We start from the raw sequence: 18,388 nt of genomic DNA, 5'->3' as shown, positions 1-18,388 counted from the left end.
GAGGAGGAGAGCCCGATGCCGGACCTGACGGTGGACTTCATCTGCTCACTCGACGGACACGGGGCCGCGGAGGGGTGGCCCGGCTCCTGGGGCCCGGAGGGGCCCGAGTACCTCGCCTGGATCGGGGACGACGCCCAGGAGGAGCACCCCGTCCTCATGGGCGCGACGACGTACCGGCTGATGTCGGGGTACGCCGCCGAGATGCCCGACGAGCCCGGCCTCGCCGCCCTGACCGCCCTGCCCGAGGTGGTGTGCTCCTCGACCCTGCGGGAGCCCCTCCCGTGGGCCGGCACCGAGCCGGTCGACGGGGACGCGGTCGAGGCCGTGCGGGACATGAAGCGGCGCGGGACACGAAGCGGCGCGGGACGCGCAGGCTGCGCACGGTCGGCAGCCTCGGCCTCTGCCGGTCGCTGCTCCGGGCCGGCGTGGTGGACCGCTTCCGCGTGGTCGTCTTCCCGGTCATCACCGGCGTCACCGGGCGGGACCGCATCGTCGACGGGTATCCCGACGTCGCCCTCGAGCTGGCCGAGAGCCGCACGTCCGACGGCCGGCTGCAGCTGCTCGAGTACGTCCCCACCGTGCTCGACGGGGCCGCCCGGTGCCGGGAACTCCTGAGGGAGTCCGCCGGGGGATGTCGAGAACCGCTGCCCGGCTCCGTCCCAGGGGTGGACGCGGCCAGGATGGGCCGCACCTTCCCAGGGAGAGACCATGGCCAAGTACCTGCTGCTCAAGCACTACCGCGGCGCGCCGACGCCGGTCAACGACGTGCCGATGGACCGGTGGACGCCGGAGGAGGTCACCGCCCACGTCCGGTACATGGAGGACTTCGCCGCCCGGCTGGAGGGCACCGGCGAGTTCGTCGACGGCCAGGCGCTCTCCCCGGAGGGCACGTGGGTCCGCTACGACGGCGAGGGGCGCCCGCCGGTCACCGACGGCCCGTTCGCGGAGACCAAGGACCTCATCGCCGGCTGGATGGTGATCGACGTCGACACCCACGAGCGGGCGCTCGAGCTGGCCGGTGAGCTGTCCGCGGCCCCCGGCGCCGGCGGGAAGCCGATCCACGAGTGGCTCGAGGTGCGCCCGTTCCTCGGCGCCGCGCCGACCATCACGGAGTGACGCCGGTGGACGAGGCCCTCCTGCGGGCGATCGTCCCCGGCGTGATCGGGGTCCTCGGCCGCCGCGGAGCCGACTTCGCGGCGGCCGAGGACGCCGTCCAGGACGCGCTCGTCGAGGCCGTGCGGGTGTGGCCGGAGGACCCGCCGCGGGACCCGAGGGGCTGGCTGGTGACCGTCGCGTGGCGCAGGTACCTCGACGCCGTCCGGGCCGACACCTCCCGGCGGCGGCGCGAGGAGCGTGTCGACGACGAGCCGCCCCCCGGGCCGGCCGAGACCAGGGACGACACGCTGCAGCTGTACTTCCTCTGCGCCCACCCGTCGCTGACCCCGGCGTCGGCGGTCGCGCTCACGCTGCGCGCGGTCGGCGGCCTGACCACGCGGCAGATCGCGCAGGCCTACCTCGTGCCGGAGGCCACGATGGCCCAGCGCATCAGCCGCGCCAAGCGCACCGTCTCCGGCGTCCGGCTCGACCGCCCCGGCGACGTCGCCACGGTGCTGCGGGTGCTCTACCTGGTCTTCAACGAGGGCTACTCCGGCGACGTCGACCTCGCCGCCGAGGCGATCCGGCTCACCCGCCAGCTGGCCGGCGCGATCGAGCACGAAGAGGTCACGGGCCTGCTCGCGCTCATGCTGCTGCACCACGCGCGGCGCCCGGCCCGGCTCCGCCCCGACGGCAGCCTGGTGCCCCTCGCCGAGCAGGACCGCGCCCTGTGGGACACCCGGCTGGTCGCCGAGGGCGTCGACCTGCTGCAGGCCGCCCTCGCCCGCGACCGGCTGGGCGAGTTCCAGGCGCAGGCCGCCATCGCCGCCCTGCACGCCGACGCCCGCACGGCGGAGGAGACCGACTGGGTGCAGATCGTCGAGTGGTACGACGAGCTGGTGCGGCTCACCGGCAGCCCCGTGGCCCGTCTCAACCGGGCCGTCGCGGTCGGCGAGGCCGACGGTCCCCGGGCCGGCCTGGCCGCCCTGGCATGCCTCGACCCCGCCCTGCCCCGCCACGCCGCCGTCGCGGCGTACCTGCACGAGCGGGACGGGGACCGGGTCACCGCGGCGCGGCTCTACGCCGAGGCCGCCCGGTCGGCGCCGAACCTGGCCGAACGCGACCACCTCACCCGCCAGGCCGCCCGGCTCAACGCGGACCTGCGCGGCTGAGCGCCTCGGCTCAGCCGGCCGGCCGGGGGCTGCGGATGGTCACCGTGGTGCCCGCGGGGCCCGGCACTGCCGCGATCTCCCCGAAGGCGCTCATCAGCATCGAGCCGCGGCCGCGGTCCATGCTCGACGTCCGCTCCTTCCACTGCCCGTGGTCGCGCACCGCGATCTCCACCGCGCCGTCGTCCAGGGTCACCCGGACGTCGACGACGGGCTCGGCGGGGTCCTGCGCGTGCTCGACGGCGTTCGTGGCGGCCTCGCAGGTGGCCAGCACCAGGTCGTAGACGCGGTCCTCGTCCAGGCCGGCGTCGCCGAGCAGCGCCCGCAGCCGGCGGCGCAGCGCCGGGATCGACGACGGGCGCGAGGGGAAGCGCCAGGTCGTCGTCGTGCCGTCCGGGCGGTCGGCCGGGGCCTGCGGCGGCGCGACGGCGGCCGCTCCGGAGCCCGCGGCGGGCGGCGGCGGGGGAGGAGGCGCGGGGAGGGCCGACGGTGCCGCCGGCGGCACGGGTTCCCGGCGTCCCCGCGAGCGCTCCAGCACCGCGCGCAGCCGGCCGAGCAGCTCGGCGGACTCGAAGGGCTTGGGCAGGTAGTCGTCGACGCCGGCGTCGAAGCCCTCGACGGCGGCCTCCTGCCCGGCCCGCGCGGTGAGCATGACCACCGGGACCGCCCGGGTGCCCGGGTCGGCGCGCAGGGCCCGGAGCAGCCCGAACCCGTCGAGGCCCGGCATCATCACGTCGGTCAGCACCACGTCGGGGCACACCCGGGCGACGTCGACCAGCGCCTGCTCGCCGTCGGAGGCCGTCCGCACCGTCCACGACGGCGACAGCAGCCGGGTGAGGTAGGCGCGCATGTCGGCGTTGTCGTCGACCACGAGCACGGTGCCCAGCGGGTCGGCGGTGTGGCCCTGCCAGCCCAGGTCGTCGTCCCAGGGGGTCAGCGCGGCTGCGCGGACCTCCGCCGGTGGCCCGGGCGGCGCGGGCGGCGCGGTGTCGGTGTCGGGCTCGCCGAACGGCACCCGGACGGTGAACGTGCTCCCGGCGCCGGGCTCGCTCTCGACCGTCACGGTGCCGCCGTGCAGCCCGGCCAGCTCGCGGACCATCGCCAGGCCCAGCCCGGTGCCCTCGCGGCTGCGCGCGGGTGAGCCGGCGACCCGGTGGAACCGCTCGAACAGCGCCGGCAGCTCGGCGGCGGGGATGCCGACGCCGGTGTCGGAGACCCGGAGCACGACCCGGTCGCCCTCCGGGCGCAGGGTGACGGCGATGCTGCCGACGAAGGTGTACTTGACCGCGTTGGCGACGAGGTTGAGGACGATCTTCTCCCACATCCGCGGGTCCACCGCGGCGGGACGGGGCAGCGGCGGGCAGTCGACCCTGAGGGTCAGCCCGGCCCGCTCGGCGGCGGCGCGCAGCACGCCGGCGAGCTCGGCGGTGGTGGCGGCCAGGTCGGTGGCCACCCGCACCGCCGCGGTGCGCCCCGCCTCGATGCTGACGAACTCCAGCAGGTCGTCGACCAGGCGCTTGAGCCGCTGGCCGTTGCGCAGGGCCAGGGTGAGCTGGTCGCGGACCGGCGCCGGCAGCTGCCCGCCGGACTCGGCGAGGGCGTCGGTGATCGGGCCCAGCAGCAGGGTCAGCGGCGTGCGCAGCTCGTGGCTGACGTCGGAGAAGAAGGTGGTCTTGGCCCGGTCGAGCTCGGCGAGCGCCTCGGCGCGGGCGCGCTCGGCGGCGTAGGCACGCGCGTCGGTGACCGCGCCGGCGACCTGCCCGGCCAGCAGCTCGTGGAAGGTCCGGTACTCCTCGTCCAGCGCGCGGTTGGGGCTGACGCCGACCAGCAGCGCCCCGACCGGCTCGCGTCCGGCGCCGCCCGACAGCGGCAGCGCCACGGCCTGGGCCACCTCGTCGCCGAACGGCCCACCGGGCACGTGCAGCGCCGCGACGTCGACGCCGCCCAGCTCGGCGGCCCGTTGCGCGGTCGCGGGCAGGGAGGCGGCGTCCACACCGACGGTGGCCACCCGGTGCAGCCGGGAGTCCTCGCCGGTGAGGTAGACGGCGGCGAAGGGCACGTCGAGGGGATCGCCGGCCAGCGCGCCGCACACCTGGGTGGCGAGGTCGCGCTCGTCCTCGCGGCGCCCCGCGGCGGTGGACACCTCGTGCAGCAGCCGCTGCCGCCGCTCGGCCACCACCTGCCGGGTGACCTCGGTGCAGACCGCGTGCATCCCGGCGACCTCGCCGTCGTCGCCGAACGCGGGGGCGTGCGAGACGGTGAAGTAGGTCTCCTCGCGGTACCCCGCGCGCTCCAGCAGCAGGAGCAGCTGCGGGATCCACGAGGCCTCGCGGGTGGCCATCGCGTGCTCGACGGGCTGCTGCAGCGCCGCCCAGCCCTCCGCCAACGTGATCCGCAGGTCGTCGCCGATGGCGCCGGGGTGCTTCGCGCCGATGAGGTCGGCGTAGGCGTCGTTGTAGAACTGCGTGTACCCCGGACCCCACGTCAGGATCATCGGGAACCGCGAGGCCAGCACGGTGCGGACGGCGTAGCGCAGGCTCGCCGGCCAGCCCTCCACCGGCCCGATCGGCGTCGTCGACCAGTCGAAGGCGGCCATCAGGCGCCCGTTCCTGCTGCCGCCGGCGAAGACGTCCTCCGTGCCGGGGCCGGGTGCGACGTCCTGGATCCCGGTCCCCGTGACGGGATCCGGTGCCACGCACACCTCCAGGCACACACGTGCGGACGCCGGGCGGACCCCGCCCTGGCGTCAGGACCTCGGGAGCCGCGGCGGCTCCACGTTGCCTGCACGGTACATGCGCAGGTCCGGCCCTCGCGGCACCGTTCCCGAGCACACGGCCGGGCCCGGGGGGCGTCCCCGGGCCCGGCCGTGTGCCCCGCCGGTTCAGCCGCGCAGCACCACGCCGCGGCAGGACGACGAGCAGTCCAGCGACCAGACCGACGCCGGCACGGCGGCCCACCGGTCCGAGCGGACCAGTCGCAGGCTCCCCGGACCGGTCACCTCCGACGGCGGCGTCGGAGCCGCGCCGCCGCTCCCGCCGCCCGGGGTGGGCGTGCCGCCGGCACCGGGCGACGGCGGAGGCGTCGGGCCGCCGGTGCCCGGGGTCGGCGTCGTGCCGCCCCCGGTGGGGGCCGCGACGTACTCCAGGACGCTCCGGAGCACCTCGGACCGGCCGTCGAGGGCGAAGACCGTGACGTCGTACCGCCCGGCGACGCGCGCCGGGGCCCGGAACACCACCTCGGTGGCGCTGGAGCGGACCACGGTGGCCGCGCCGGTCGAGCCGACGAGCACCCGCGCACCCGACGGGAGCGCCAGGCCGGTCACACGGACCTCGGTGCCACCGGCCACCGACACCCGCACCGGGCTGATCGAGGTGATGCGGAAGGTGCCGGTGCCCGGGTAGGTCTGCTGTCCGCCGTCGACCGGGGTCGGCGTCGTGGTGCCCGGCGTCGGGGTGCCCGGCGTCGGGGTGCCGGGCGTGGTGGTGCCCGGCGTGCTGCTCCCGGGGTTCGGGGTGCCGGGCGTGGTGGTGCCCGGCGTGCTGCTCCCGGGGTTCGGGGTGCCGGGCGTGGTGGTGCCCGGGGTCGGGCTGCCGGGTGCCGGGGTCCGGGGCGTGGTCGTGCCGGGACCCGGGGTGCCCGGGTTCGAGACGCCGGGGTTGGTCGTCCCGGGGTCGGGAGCGCCGGGCGTGGTGGTGCCCGGGTTCGGGGCGACCGGCGTCGGGGTCCCGGGTGCCGGGGGTCGGGGGGTGGTGGTGCCCGGGTTCTGGGGGCCAGGGGTGGTGGTACCCCGGTCGGGGGCGCCCGGGGTGGTCGTGCCCGGCGTCGGCGTCCCGCCGGACCCGCCGCCGGCCGGAGCCGGCGAGCCGACCACGAGCGGGGCCGCGCGGGGCGAGCCGACCGGCTCGCCGTCGCGGGTGAGCTGGACGGTGAAGACGTAGCGGCCCTCGGGGAGGTTCGCCGACGGTGCCAGGACCAGCCCGTCGAGCGAGGTGCGGGCGCCGAGGGAGAAGGTGGCCTGCCCGTCGTCGTCCGTGGTCACGGTGGCGCCGTCGAGGACGACCGGGACGTCGGCGACGCCCCAGGTGGTGCCCTGGTACTGCACGCCCAGGCCGAGGGTGACGGCGAAGGAGCCCGGGGCCACCGTGCCGCTCACCGCGATCGTCGGGCGGACCGTCCCCACCGGCGCGGTCGTGGACCGGAACGAGTAGTCGACGGCCTCCAGCCCGCGCTCGGCCAGGCCGGTCATCGACAGCCGGCCACCGCTCACGGACCGGCCCTGGAAGGCGGCGATCCGGTCGGTGTCCTCGAGCAGTGCCTGCTTGAGCTGGGCGATCGTCGCGGTGGGCATCGCTGCCCGGTAGAGCCCGAGGGCGGCCGCGACGTGCGGCGCGGCGATCGACGTCCCGCTCACCAGGCGGTAGCCCCCGTCGTGCCAGGTGGTGGCGACGAGGTTCCCCGGGGCGAACAGGTCCACCATCGTGGCGCCGTAGGCGGACGAGGTGCTCATCGTGTCGGCCGCGGTGCTGGAACCGACCGTGACGACGTTGGCGTCGGGGAGGCTGGCCGGGTACAGGATGGTGCTGTCGCGGTTGCCGGCGTCGTTGCCGGCGGCGGCGACGACGAGGACCCCCTTGGACGCCGCGTAGGCGATGGCCGAGCGCACGTTCTCGAGTGCCGATCCGGTGAACGCCCCGCCCCAGGAGGCGTTGACGACGTCGGCGCCGTGGTCGGCGGCGTAGCGGATCGCCAGGGCGCCCAGGTTCGCGTCGACGGAGTCCCCGGTGCCGATCACCAGCGGCATGATCGTCACGTCCGGAGCCACCCCGGCGGAGCCGTGGCCGTTGCCCGCCCGGGCGCCGATCACCCCGGCGACGCTCGCCCCGTGCGAGCCTCCCGCGCCGTTGTCCACGTCGGCGGAGTTGGTGGCGAAGTTCCAGCCGTGGCAGTCCCCGGCCTTGCCGTTGCCGTCGGTGTCGACGGTCCCGCAGGGCTCGGCGGGGTTGGTCCACAGGGCGCCGGCGAGGTCGGGGTGGTCGGAGTCGTAGCCGGAGTCGGTCAACGCCACGACGACGCCGGCCCCGGTCCCGACCGCCCAGCCGTCGGTCACGTCGGCGTCCGCGTCGGCCACCGCCACCTGGTTGTAGGCGTTGCTGCCGGTGTTCTCGAGGTTCCAGCCGTAGGGCCCCCAGTACGGGTCGCTGACGGTCCCGAGCACGGGCACGCGGGGTGAGACCTCGACCGCGGCCACGCCCTCGACCGCGGCCAGGTCGTCCGCGGACAGCCCGTCGGTGGCCACCAGGGCGCTGTCCTCGCCGAGCCCCTGCGCGTTCACGACGCCGTCGAGGGCCGTGAGCGTCCCCAGCAGCGCCGCGGCGTTCCCGTCCTCCGCCGTCACCACGTAGCGGTCCAGGCCGTCGCCGGGCCCGAAGTCCTCGGCGACGGGGACGGCCGGTGCGGCCAGGGCGGTGTAGGCGGCGGCGCCGGCGTACCCGGTCACCACGGCCGTGACCAGCACGACCGCCTGCGTGCGCCTTCTCAGGGTCGCCACGTCTGTGCTCCTCCCCGGCCCGGGTCCCGTGCCCGGCCGGCGACCGGTCCTCCGATGGGCCGGCACGGGGACCTCGGCGTCCCGGCGGCCGGCCTCCAGCCCGGGCCCGTGGCGGTGACCCGATGGGGGGAGACGGTGTGCTCCCTAGACTCCGCGCCATGCTGCTGTCCGACCGCGACATCCGCGCCGCGATCGCCGAGGGGCGTCTCGGCATCGAGCCGCACGACGCGGGGCTGGTGCAGCCCTCGAGCATCGACGTCCGGCTCGACCGCTTCTTCCGGGTGTTCAACAACGCCCGGTACACCCACATCGACCCGGCGCAGCAGCAGGACGACCTCACCACCCTGGTCGAGCCCGACGGCGACGAGCCGTTCGTGCTGCACCCCGGGGAGTTCGTCCTCGGCTCCACGCTCGAGGTCGTCTCCATCCCCGACGACCTCGCGGCGCGCCTGGAGGGCAAGAGCTCACTGGGGCGGCTCGGGCTGCTCACCCACTCGACGGCGGGCTTCGTCGACCCCGGCTTCTCCGGTCACATCACGCTGGAGCTGTCCAACGTGGCCAACCTGCCGATCACGCTGTGGCCGGGGATGAAGATCGGGCAGCTGTGCCTGTTCCGGCTCACCGGCCCGGCCGAGCACCCCTACGGGTCCGAGGTCTACGGCTCCCGCTACCAGGACCAGCGCGGGCCGACGCCGTCGCGGTCGTTCCGCAACTTCACCCGCGCGGAGACGCGGCCGCAGGGCTGACCGCCGCGGGCGACCAGCCGGGCACCTCGTCGTCGACGTAGCGGTCGCGGGTGGCCAGCCACCCGGTGACCGTGAGCCCCACCGTGGCCGCGGCGATGAGCACGAACATCCCGGTGTAGCCGCCGGTCGCCCCGCGCAGCACGCCGACCAGCAGCGGGCCGGTGCCGGCCAGCACGTACCCCCAGCCCTGGGTCACCGTGGACAGCGCGGCGGTGGTCTCCGGGGTCCGGGCGCGCAGCCCGATCAGCGCCAGCACCATGCTGAAGGTCCCCATGCCCACGGCGAGCACACCCATCCACAGCCACGGCAGCGTGGTGGGGGCCAGCCACAGCCCGGTCCAGCCCACCGCGTAGCAGGCCATGAACCCGAGCAGCAGCGGCCGCTGCCACCGCTGCCGGACGGTGAGCGACGGGACGACGGCGTTGACCGGGATGACGACGATCGAGTTGATCCCCAGCAGCAGGCCGGCGGTCGCGGCGCTCAGCCCGGAGTCCCGCAGGTACTGCGCCGACCAGCCCATGACCACGTAGGCCTGCATCGCCTGCAGCCCGAAGAAGGCGGCCATGGTGAGGGCGAGCGGGCTGCGCGCCAGCGGGCGCATCCGCACCGAGCGGTGTGCGGCACGGCCGGCGCCGGGCTGGCGCGGGGTGAGGAACCACGGCACCGCGGCGACCAGCGCCAGCACCGCCCAGACGCCCAGTGCCCAGCGCCAGCCGCCCGGGCCGACGGCGGCGGCGATGGGGGCGGTGGAGACCGCGGCGACGGCGCCGCCGATGGCCATGCTGGCGCTGTAGGCGCCGATCAGCAGCCCGGTGCGCTCGGGGAACCAGCGCTTGACCAGGCCGGGCAGCAGCACGTTGCCGAGCGCCCCGCCGACCATCGCCAGCACGGTGCCGGCGAGGAACAGCGGGAAGGAGTCGACGACGGCCCGCAGCACCAGCCCGGCGGCCATCGTGAGCAGCGCGCCGGCGAGGACGTGCGCGTCCCGGAACCGCGCGGCCAGCGGCGGACCGGCGAAGCCGATGGCGGCGAAGCACAACACCGGCAGCGTCGTCACCACGCCGGCCGCGGCGCTGGAGACGCCGAGGCCCTCCTCGAGCTCCTCGAGCACGGGACCGACGGTGCTCACCGCCGTCCGCAGGTTCGCGGCGGTCAGCACGATGGCGAGCCCGACCAGCAGCAGGCCGCGCCGGGAGTCGCCGGCCGTGGGGATCGGGGGAGCGTCGTCGGCCGTGCGGGTCACCCGTCGATGGTCCCCCCGGCCGTCGAGCCGACCGGAGGCGGGTGCAGAGGACAACCGATCCCCGCGCAGACGACGGACGCCGCCGGCGAGGAGGGACCTCGCCGACGGCGTCCGTCGGGGTGGTGCCGGTGGTGTCCGGCGGTGGCTCAGGCCTGACCGTGACCCGTGGCGGCCGAGCCGGTGCCGGCGATGTCGTCGTCGGCGGTGCCGACCTCGGCGCCGTGCTCGGTGCCCGGGGTGCCGACCGGCGCCATCGAGCGGAGCAGGATCTGGCTGACGTCGAGGACCTCGACGTGCTCGGCGGCCTCGCCGTTCTGCTTCTTCGACGTCAGGGCGTCCGACAGCATCGTGATGCAGAACGGGCACGCGGTGGAGATGACGTCCGGGTCGAGGCCCAGGGCCTCCTCCGTGCGCTCCACGTTGATCCGCTTGCCGATCTTCTCCTCCATCCACATGCGCGCGCCGCCTGCGCCGCAGCAGAAGCCGCGGTCCTTGCAGCGGTGCATCTCCTGGGTGGTGAGGCCCTGCACGCTGTCGAGGATCTCCCGCGGCGGCGTGTAGACCTTGTTGTGCCGCCCGAGGAAGCACGGGTCGTGGTAGGTGACCTTGCGGTCCACCGGGGTGACCGGGGTGAGCCGGCCCTCCTCCACCAGCTGGCTGAGCAGCTGCGTGTGGTGCACGACCTCGTACTCGCCGCCGACCTGCGGGTACTCCTTGCCCAGCGAGTTGAAGCAGTGCGGGCAGGTGGTGACGATCTTGCGGGTGCCCGGCACGCGGCCCTCGAAGACGCCGTTGAGGGTCTCGACGTTCTCCTGGGCCATCATCTGGAACACGAACTCGTTGCCCATGCGGCGGGCGGGGTCGCCCGAGCAGGTCTCCCCGGAGCCCAGGACGGCGAACTCGACACCCGCGGTGTGCAGCAGCTCGGCGACGGCCTTGGTGACCTTCTTGGCGCGGTCGTCGATGGCGCCGGCGCAGCCGACCCAGAACAGGTACTCGACGTCGTAGGGCAGCGGGCCGTCGGCCATGCGGACCTCGAAGTCGACCTCCTTGATCCAGTCCTCACGGGTGCTCGGGCTGACGCCCCAGGGGTTGCCGCGGTTCTCGAGGTTGCGCAGCATCACGCCGGCCTCGGACGGGAAGTTCGACTCGATGAGCACCTGGTAGCGGCGCATGTCCTCGATGTGGTCGACGTGCTCGATGTCGACCGGGCACTGCTCCACGCAGGCGCCGCAGTTGGTGCAGCTCCACAGGACGTCGGGGTCGATGACCCCGCCCTCCTCGAGGGTGCCGACCAGCGGGCGGTGCGCCTGGGCGTCGTTGGTGCCCTCGATGCGGGCGTAGCCCGACGCCCACACCTGCTCGTCGCTGGGCTTCAGGATGTCGTAGTCCGGCGCGGTCTCCGACGCCGCCTTCTCACCGAGCAGGTACGGGGCCTTGGCGTACAGGTGGTCCCGCAGGTCCATGATCACCATCTTCGGCGACAGGGGCTTGCCGGTGTTCCACGCCGGGCACTGGCTCTGGCACCGCCCGCACTCGGTGCAGGTGGTGAAGTCCAGCATCCCCTTCCACGTGAAGTCCTCGATCTTGCCGCGACCGAAGACGTCGTCCTCGCCCGGGTCCTCGAAGTCGATCGGCTTGCCGTTCGAGGTCATGGGCTGCAGCGGGCCGAGGGCGACGGTGCCGTCGTCGTTCCGCTTCCAGTAGATGTTGAAGAACGCGCTGAAGCGGTGCCACGCGACGCCCATGTTGAGGATCCGGCTGATCACCACGAGCCACGCCAGCGAGACGACGATCTTCACGAACGCGACGACGCTGAGCAGCGTCGGGCTGTCGGGCAGCACGGTGGCCACGAGGCCGGAGACCGGGTGCGACCAGGCCGGGGCCTCGGTCAGGTCCGAGGAGATCTTCAGCGCGCGGATGAGCAGGATGCAGACGCCGACGGTGAGGACGACGGCCTCGACGAAGTAGCCGCGGCCCTCGTTGGAGCCGGCGAAGCGGCTGGTGCGGCCCTGGCGGCGCGGGTGGTCCTTCTGGCGCCGGTAGATCAGGTACAGGATCCCGAGGATCGTGCCCGCGCCGATGATGTCGGCGAAGAGGTTCCACAGTCCCCACTCGCCGATGAGCGGCAGGTGGAAGGCAGGGTTCCAGACCTCGCCGAAGGCCTCGACCAGCGTGAGGAAGAGGCCGTAGAAGCCGACGAAGACGAACCAGTGGGCGGCGCCGATGGCCGACCACTTGAGCATCCGGGTGTGGCCGAGCGACTCGACGGCGAGCGTCTTGAGCCGCGGGCCGACCGGTCCGTTGCGGGAGCTGTCGGGTTGGCCGGTGCGGATGATGCGCACCATCGCGCGCACCGCCCGGTAGGCCAAGACGACGGCCACGATGAGGAACAGCACGCTGATCGTGCCGAGCACGACCTGCAGGGGGCCCGTCATGATTCCCTCTCCCCACGCCTCGTGGCGTCGGTTGGCTCCGTCCGCACCGGACGGCGAGAGGGGTCTCGCCGCCGTCACCGGTCCGCGGGACCGGCGGCGGAACGCGCGCGGGCGGCTGTGCCCACGCAGGCCAGCACGATAACCGGCCGACACGCACGTTACTCGCGGGTAACCGAGGGCGCCGCGCCCCGTTCCGACCCCCTCGGGCGGTGCTCCGCGTCCACCCGCACCGCGCCGACCTGCGCGTACCCGATCGACACGTGGGGCTGTAACGCCCTGGGACGGTGTTTCCGGTCCTGGGTGGTCCGCCGCAGAGGTGACGGGGCTCACGGCTCGGGGTCACGACCCGGTCACCGCCTCCGCGGCGCGCATGGTCAGGTGAGCTGATCGTGCTGCGTCCCAGCTCGGCATCGACAGTCAGCCAGGACGCGTCGCGGTGAGCCAGGACGTCGTCGCGTAGCCGTCCACAGATCTCGCGGGGGCCTCGTCCCGACCCTCGCCTGCTCGAAGACCGCCGACGTGCACCCGGACCTCACGGCTCTCGCCGCCCCGCGACTCGGCGTCTTCACCGCACGGGAGGCCGTGCGCACCGGCTACCGACCCGACGAGATCCGCTCCGAGCTCTCCTCAGGCCACTGGTGCTGGCTGCGTCGGGGTGTCCACGTCCGAGCCCAGGACCTCGCGCACGCGGAGTCCGACGCCCGTCTGCGGCACCTGGTCGACGGCATCGCCGTGCTGCTGTGCCTCGCGCCGGGCCCGGTGCTGAGCCAGGCCTCCGCGGCGCGGGTACACCGGCTGGTGCTACCGGGTCACGTCGACGGGACCGTTCGGCTCACCGATGCCCGCCAGTGGAGGCGTGGTCGCGACGACGTCGTCACGCGGGCGTCGCTGCCGGACGGCGACCTGGTCGGTCTCCTCGACTTCGCGGTGACCGGGCCCGGGCGCACCCTCGTCGACTGTGCCCGCGAGTGGGGCGTCGAGGACGCGGTGGTCGCGATGGATGCGGCGCTGCGCAGTGGGCTCGTCGACCGCCAGGACCTGCGCGCTGCCGTCCTCCGCGCCACCCACTGGGTCGGTGTCGGGGATGCGGCCCGGGCGTTCGGCCTGGCAGACGGGAGGGCGGAGTCGCCACTGGAATCCCGCGGCCGGCTCGCCCTGGTCGAAGCGGGCCTACCGCGCCCGGAGCTGCAGGTCGAGGTCCACGGTCCGCGCGGTCTCGTGGCGCGGGTCGACGCCTGGTACGAGGAGGCCGGCGTCGCGGTCGAGTTCGACGGTCGGGTCGAGTACCTCGACCCCGTCGGCGGCCGGGAGCCGGGGGAGGTGCTCTGGCGAGAGAAGCGGCGCGAGGACCGGCTGCGCGAGCTCGGCATCCGCGTGGTCCGTCTGGTGCAGGAGGACGTCGCGCCCCGCCGTCGCCGGGAGCTCGCCGTCCGGGTCGGCGCGCTGCTGGCCGAGCCGATGACCGGGCCTGCGTTTCCGTGTCGTCCGCACTGCCGAACCGGGTGGGGGCGCGCCGCGGTCGCGGCCTCGTCCTAGCTCGCCGCCGTGCGTCCTGGCTCACCGTCGACGCTGAGCCAGGACGCAGCACGGTCAGGTCACCTGATCGTCCGGACCCTGCACCCACCCCGGGAACACAGGCGGGCGGACTGCCGTTACCCTGGGCAGGAAAGTTGAGTGGACCCCGCGCAAGAGCGCGCCGCTCCCTCGACCGACCCCCCTGACACCCGCACCACCCGCACACGGAACAGGAGCCAGCTCCATGGCACGAGCGGTCGGTATCGACCTCGGCACCACCAACTCCGTCGTCACCGTCCTGGAGGGCGGCGAGCCGACGGTCATCGCCAACAGCGAGGGCTCGCGCACCACCCCGTCGGTGGTCGCCTTCGCCAAGAACGGCGAGGTCCTGGTGGGCCAGTCGGCCAAGAACCAGGCGGTCACCAACGTCGACCGCACCATCCGGTCGGTCAAGCGCCACATGGGCACGACGTGGCAGACCGGCGAGATCGACGGCAAGAAGTACACGCCACAGGAGATCAGCGCCCGCATCCTGCAGAAGCTCAAGCGGGACGCCGAGACCTACCTGGGCGAGCCGGTGACCGACGCGGTCATCACCGTCCCGGCCTACTTCGAGGACGCCCAGCGCCAGGCCACCAAGGAGGCCGGTGAGATCGCGGGCCTCAACGTCCTGCGCATCGTCAACGAGCCCACCGCGGCCGCGCTGGCCTACGGCCTGGACAAGGGCGAGACCGAGCAGACGATCCTCGTCTTCGACCTCGGCGGCGGCACCTTCGACGTCTCGCTGCTCGAGATCGGCGAGGGCGTCATCGAGGTCAAGGCCACCGCCGGTGACAACCACCTCGGCGGCGACGACTGGGACGAGCGCGTCGTCAAGCACCTGGTGCAGACGTTCAACGCCCAGAACGGCATCGACCTGTCCAAGGACAAGCTCGCCATGCAGCGGCTGCGCGAGGCCGCCGAGAAGGCCAAGATCGAGCTGTCCGGCGCGCAGTCGACCAACGTCAACCTGCCCTACATCACCGCCGGCGCCGAGGGGCCGCTGCACCTCGACGTCACGATGACCCGCGCGGAGTTCCAGCGCCTGACGCAGGACCTGCTCGACCGCGCCCGCGCGCCGTTCAACCAGGCGATCCGCGACGCCGGCATCCCCGTCGGCGAGATCGACCACGTCGTCCTCGTGGGTGGCTCGACCCGCATGCCGGCCGTGAGCGAGCTGGTCCGCGAGCTGACCGGCGGCAAGGAGCCCAACAAGGGCGTCAACCCCGACGAGGTCGTCGCCATCGGCGCCGCGCTGCAGGCCGGTGTCCTCAAGGGTGAGGTCAAGGACGTCCTGCTCCTCGACGTCACCCCGCTGTCCCTGGGCATCGAGACCAAGGGCGGGATCATGACCAAGCTCATCGAGCGCAACACCACGATCCCGACCAAGCGCTCGGAGATCTTCACGACGGCCGACGACAACCAGCCCTCCGTGCAGATCCAGGTCTTCCAGGGCGAGCGCGAGATGGCGATGTACAACAAGAAGCTCGGCATGTTCGAGCTGACCGGTCTGCCGCCGGCGCCGCGTGGCGTCCCGCAGATCGAGGTCGCCTTCGACATCGACGCGAACGGCATCGTGCACGTGTCCGCCAAGGACCTGGGCACCGGCAAGGAGCAGTCGATGACCATCACCGGCGGCTCGGCCCTCCCCAAGGACGACATCGAGCGGATGATGCGCGACGCCGAGGCCCACGCCGAGGAGGACAAGCGCCGTCGCGAGGAGGCCGAGACCCGCAACCTCGCCGAGTCGCTGCAGTACCAGACCGAGAAGTTCCTCGCGGAGAACGGCGAGCGCATCCCGGCCGACAAGAAGGAGGAGCTCGGCGAGGCCCTGACCGAGCTGCGCTCCGCCCTCGGCGGCTCGGACATCGCCTCGATCAAGTCGGCGCAGGAGAAGGTCGCCCGCATCTCGCAGGAGGTCGGCGGGGCGCTCTACGCCCAGCAGGCCGACGCGGGTGCCGCGGCCGGCGACGGTGCCGGTGCCGGTGCCGGTGCCGGTGCGACGGGTTCCTCCACCCCGTCCGGCGACGACGACGTCGTCGACGCCGAGATCGTCGACGAGGACAGCGACCGCCGATGAGCCAGGGGGACGAGCAGCCGCGGGTCGTGATCCGTGACAAGCGGCGGATCGACCCCGTCAGCGGTGAGGTGCGGACGCCGGCCGGCGAGCAGCCGGCCGGCGTCCCGCCCCGCCCGACTCCGGCACAGACACCGGCCCACCCAACGCCAGGGGAGCAGATGACCGAGAACGAGACGGCCGCCGTCCCGGAGGCGCCCGTACAGCCGGCCGCCGACAGCACCGCGGACGGTGACCTGTCGCGCCAGCTCGCCGAGCGCACGGAGGACCTGCAGCGGGTCACGGCCGAGTACGCCAACTACCGGCGGCGGGTCGACCGCGACCGGACCCTCGTCGTCGACCAGGCGGCCGAGCGGTTCGCCGCCCAGCTGTTCCCGATCGTCGACGACATCGAGCGGGCCCGGGACCACGGCGACCTGACCGGCGCCTTCAAGGTCGTGGCCGACCGCGTCCTCGGGCTGCTCGACGGCCTGGGCGTGGAGGCGTTCGGGGTCGCGGGCGACCCGTTCGACCCGTCGCTGCACGAGGCGGTCCTGCACGACACGTCCGACGAGGTCAGCGTGCCGACCGCGACGACGGTCCTGCGGCAGGGTTTCCGCCGCGGGGACCGGGTGCTGCGGACGGCCATGGTGTCGGTCAGCGACCCCTCGGGCGTCGCCGCGGAGCCGGCCGGCGACGGCGCGCCGGGGGAGACCCCGGCCGCCGGCTGACCGGCGGGACGGGGACCGACCGCGAGATGCGGACCGACGAGGACCAGGGAGGAGGCGCCCGATGAGCACTCGGGACTTCATCGAGAAGGACTACTACGCCGCGCTGGGCGTCTCCCAGGGCGCCGACGCCGCGGAGATCAAGAAGGCGTACCGCAAGCTGGCGCGGGACCTGCACCCGGACAAGAACCCGGGCAACGCCGACGCCGAGGCCCGCTTCAAGGACGTCTCCGAGGCCTACGACGTGCTGTCCGACCCCAAGCGGCGCGGCGAGTACGACGACGCGCGGAGGCTCTTCGGCGGCGGTGGCGCCGGGGCGCGGGCCGGCTTCCCCGGCGGGTTCCCGGGATCGGGCGGCGGCCAGCCGTTCGACCTCGGTGACCTCTTCGGCCAGGCGGCCGGCGGGGCGGGTGCCCGTGCCGGCGGGCTGGGCGACCTCTTCGGCGGCCTGTTCGGCGGCGGTGGCGGCGGTGGCGGTGCCGCACCGGGCTCGGCCCGGGCCCGCTCGCAGGCGGCGTCGGGTCCGGCCCGCGGCCAGGACGTCGAGACCGAGGCGACCCTCTCGTTCGAGGAGTCCGTCCTCGGCGTCACCGTGCCGCTGCGCATGCAGAGTCCGGGCACCTGCCCGACCTGCACCGGCACCGGCGCCCGGCCCGGCACCTCGCCGCACACCTGCGAGGTGTGCGGCGGGGCGGGCGTCACCAGCCGCAGCCAGGGCGCGTTCGCCTTCTCCGAGCCGTGCCGCGCCTGCCGCGGCACCGGCCAGGTGGTCGACGACCCGTGCCTGACCTGTCACGGCGACGGCGTCACCACCCAGACCCGCACCATCACCGTGCGGATCCCGTCCGGCGTCAAGGACGGCCAGCGCATCCGGCTGGCCGGCAAGGGCGCGCCGGGACGGCGGGGCGGTCCGGCCGGTGACCTGTTCGTCGTCGTGCACGTCAGCGAGCACGAGCTGTTCGGCCGCAAGGGCGACGACCTCACCCTCACCGTGCCGATCACGTTCCCCGAGGCCGTCCTCGGGACGACGCTGACCGTGCCCACGCTGGACGCGAACGTCACGCTCAAGGTCCCCGCCGGCACCGCCAGCGGTCGCACGCTGCGGGTCCGGGGAAGGGGTGTGCCGGGTCGCGGCCGCAACGGCGACCTGCTGGTGACCGTCGAGGTCGCCGTCCCGCAGCGGCTGTCGGCCGAGGCCGAGCGGGCGGTGAAGACCCTCGACGCCGAACTGGGTGACCCCCGGCCGCAGGTCACCGCGGCCGTGCAGGCGAGGAGCACCGATCCCGGGAGCACCCGGTGAGCGCGCCGGGCACCGGGGGTCGCGAGCGGGCCGACGGCGCCCGGGCCGTGGCCGACGACGCCCCGGTGTTCGTCATCTCGGTCGCCGCCCAGCTGGCCGGCATGCACGCCCAGACGCTGCGCCAGTACGACCGGCTCGGCCTGGTGACGCCGGGCCGCACGCCCGGCGGCGGCCGGCGCTACAGCCCGCGTGACGTCGCGCTGCTGCGGGAGGTCCAGCGCCTGTCCCAGGAGGACGGCGTCAACCTGGCCGGGATCAAGCGGATCATCGACCTGGAGTCCCGCGTCGAGGCCCTCCAGCAGCGGGTGCACGAGCTGATCGACGAGCTGGAGAGGTCCGAGCACCGGCGGATGTCCGCCGAGTCGGCCATGGCCAGCGGCTACGGCCGCGACCTGGTGGGGACCGACCTCGTGCCGTTGCGGCAGGCCAGCGCCGCGCTGGTCGTCTGGCGTCCGCGGGAGTCGCAGCGGTGAGCGGGAACCCCGGCGGGGCCGCCGTCGTGGAGGGGGAC

At 74.4% G+C, this 18,388-nt stretch carries 12 protein-coding genes and 2 pseudogenes; 10 read left to right on the top strand and 4 right to left on the bottom strand.

Translation table 11 applies throughout. The annotated features are described in order from the left end of the window. Window positions 1–15: 15 nt before the first annotated feature. From HLV61_RS13655 to HLV61_RS13640, 4 genes and pseudogenes are all read left to right on the top strand, one after another. A pseudogene (locus tag HLV61_RS13655) lies at window positions 16–222 on the top strand (hypothetical protein); the annotation flags it as partial. Between the two features lie 29 nt (window positions 223–251). Next, a pseudogene (locus HLV61_RS13650) lies at window positions 252–497 on the top strand (dihydrofolate reductase family protein); the annotation flags it as partial. 211 nt (window positions 498–708) lie between these two features. Then, window positions 709–1,116, top strand: coding sequence for a YciI family protein (locus HLV61_RS13645; protein ID WP_369256273.1), 408 nt, complete (start codon window positions 709–711; stop codon window positions 1,114–1,116). 5 nt (window positions 1,117–1,121) lie between these two features. Next, window positions 1,122–2,267: an RNA polymerase sigma factor gene (locus HLV61_RS13640; RefSeq protein WP_369256271.1), complete on the top strand. Its 1,146-nt coding sequence runs from the start codon at window positions 1,122–1,124 to the stop codon at window positions 2,265–2,267. A 10-nt stretch (window positions 2,268–2,277) separates the two neighbouring features. Here HLV61_RS13640 and HLV61_RS13635 read toward each other — a convergent pair whose 3' ends face one another. Both HLV61_RS13635 and HLV61_RS13630 read right to left on the bottom strand, forming a co-directional pair. Then, on the bottom strand, window positions 2,278–4,959 hold the full coding sequence (locus HLV61_RS13635) for an ATP-binding protein (RefSeq protein ID WP_369256269.1): 2,682 nt from the start codon (window positions 4,957–4,959) through the stop codon (window positions 2,278–2,280). Window positions 4,960–5,145: 186 nt separating this feature from the next. Then, window positions 5,146–7,812: a S8 family serine peptidase gene (locus tag HLV61_RS13630; protein WP_369256267.1), complete on the bottom strand. Its 2,667-nt coding sequence runs from the start codon at window positions 7,810–7,812 to the stop codon at window positions 5,146–5,148. 158 nt (window positions 7,813–7,970) lie between these two features. Between HLV61_RS13630 and dcd the strand changes: the two genes are divergently transcribed. Further along, the gene (gene dcd / locus HLV61_RS13625) at window positions 7,971–8,558 is read left to right on the top strand and encodes a dCTP deaminase (RefSeq protein ID WP_369256265.1); all 588 of its coding nucleotides are present in this window, start codon (window positions 7,971–7,973) and stop codon (window positions 8,556–8,558) included. Here dcd and HLV61_RS13620 read toward each other — a convergent pair. Beyond that, window positions 8,527–9,801 (bottom strand): CynX/NimT family MFS transporter, encoded by a 1,275-nt coding sequence (locus tag HLV61_RS13620; protein WP_369256263.1) that lies wholly within the window; start codon window positions 9,799–9,801, stop codon window positions 8,527–8,529. The two genes, dcd and HLV61_RS13620, sit on opposite strands and share 32 nt — an antisense overlap. 146 nt (window positions 9,802–9,947) lie before the next feature. Beyond that, entirely contained in the window at window positions 9,948–12,239 is a 2,292-nt protein-coding gene (locus HLV61_RS13615; protein WP_369256261.1) for a (Fe-S)-binding protein, read from the bottom strand. Window positions 12,240–12,758: 519 nt separating this feature from the next. On the opposite strand from HLV61_RS13615, the gene HLV61_RS13610 reads away from it, so the two are divergent. From HLV61_RS13610 to HLV61_RS13590, 5 genes are all read left to right on the top strand, one after another. Further along, window positions 12,759–13,775 carry a hypothetical protein gene (locus HLV61_RS13610; protein WP_369256260.1) on the top strand — a complete coding sequence of 339 codons (1,017 nt, stop codon included), beginning with the start codon at window positions 12,759–12,761 and terminating at the stop codon, window positions 13,773–13,775. 223 nt (window positions 13,776–13,998) lie between these two features. Beyond that, window positions 13,999–15,873 (top strand): molecular chaperone DnaK, encoded by a 1,875-nt coding sequence (dnaK, locus tag HLV61_RS13605; RefSeq protein WP_369256258.1) that lies wholly within the window; start codon window positions 13,999–14,001, stop codon window positions 15,871–15,873. Beyond that, a complete protein-coding gene (gene grpE / locus HLV61_RS13600) occupies window positions 15,870–16,580 on the top strand; it encodes a nucleotide exchange factor GrpE (protein WP_369256256.1) in 711 nt (236 codons plus the stop codon). The genes dnaK and grpE overlap by 4 nt, the downstream gene beginning before the upstream one ends. A gap of 61 nt (window positions 16,581–16,641) precedes the next feature. Beyond that, window positions 16,642–17,877, top strand: a complete 1,236-nt coding sequence (gene dnaJ / locus HLV61_RS13595) for a molecular chaperone DnaJ (RefSeq protein ID WP_369256254.1) — start codon at window positions 16,642–16,644, stop codon at window positions 17,875–17,877. Beyond that, entirely contained in the window at window positions 17,874–18,350 is a 477-nt protein-coding gene (locus HLV61_RS13590; RefSeq protein WP_369256252.1) for a heat shock protein transcriptional repressor HspR, read from the top strand. Before dnaJ ends, HLV61_RS13590 begins: the two co-directional genes overlap by 4 nt. The last annotated feature ends 38 nt before the right edge of the window (window positions 18,351–18,388 follow it).

This window comes from Geodermatophilus amargosae (assembly GCF_041028265.1).
Classification (GTDB): Bacteria; Actinomycetota; Actinomycetes; order Mycobacteriales; family Geodermatophilaceae; genus Geodermatophilus; species Geodermatophilus amargosae_A.
The sequence above is the reverse complement of the archived record's forward strand: the minus strand, read 5'-3'. Positions and strand labels throughout refer to the sequence as shown.

Excerpts from the sequence above, each read along its gene's own strand:
- dcd (WP_369256265.1), top strand. The coding sequence starts at position 7,971 with ATGCTGCTGTCCGACCGCGACATCCGCGCCGCGATCGCCGAGGGGCGT.
- HLV61_RS13615 (WP_369256261.1), bottom strand. The coding sequence starts at position 12,239 with ATGACGGGCCCCCTGCAGGTCGTGCTCGGCACGATCAGCGTGCTGTTC.
- HLV61_RS13645 (WP_369256273.1), top strand. The coding sequence starts at position 709 with ATGGCCAAGTACCTGCTGCTCAAGCACTACCGCGGCGCGCCGACGCCG.
- dnaJ (WP_369256254.1), top strand. The coding sequence starts at position 16,642 with ATGAGCACTCGGGACTTCATCGAGAAGGACTACTACGCCGCGCTGGGC.
- dnaK (WP_369256258.1), top strand. The coding sequence starts at position 13,999 with ATGGCACGAGCGGTCGGTATCGACCTCGGCACCACCAACTCCGTCGTC.
- grpE (WP_369256256.1), top strand. The coding sequence starts at position 15,870 with ATGAGCCAGGGGGACGAGCAGCCGCGGGTCGTGATCCGTGACAAGCGG.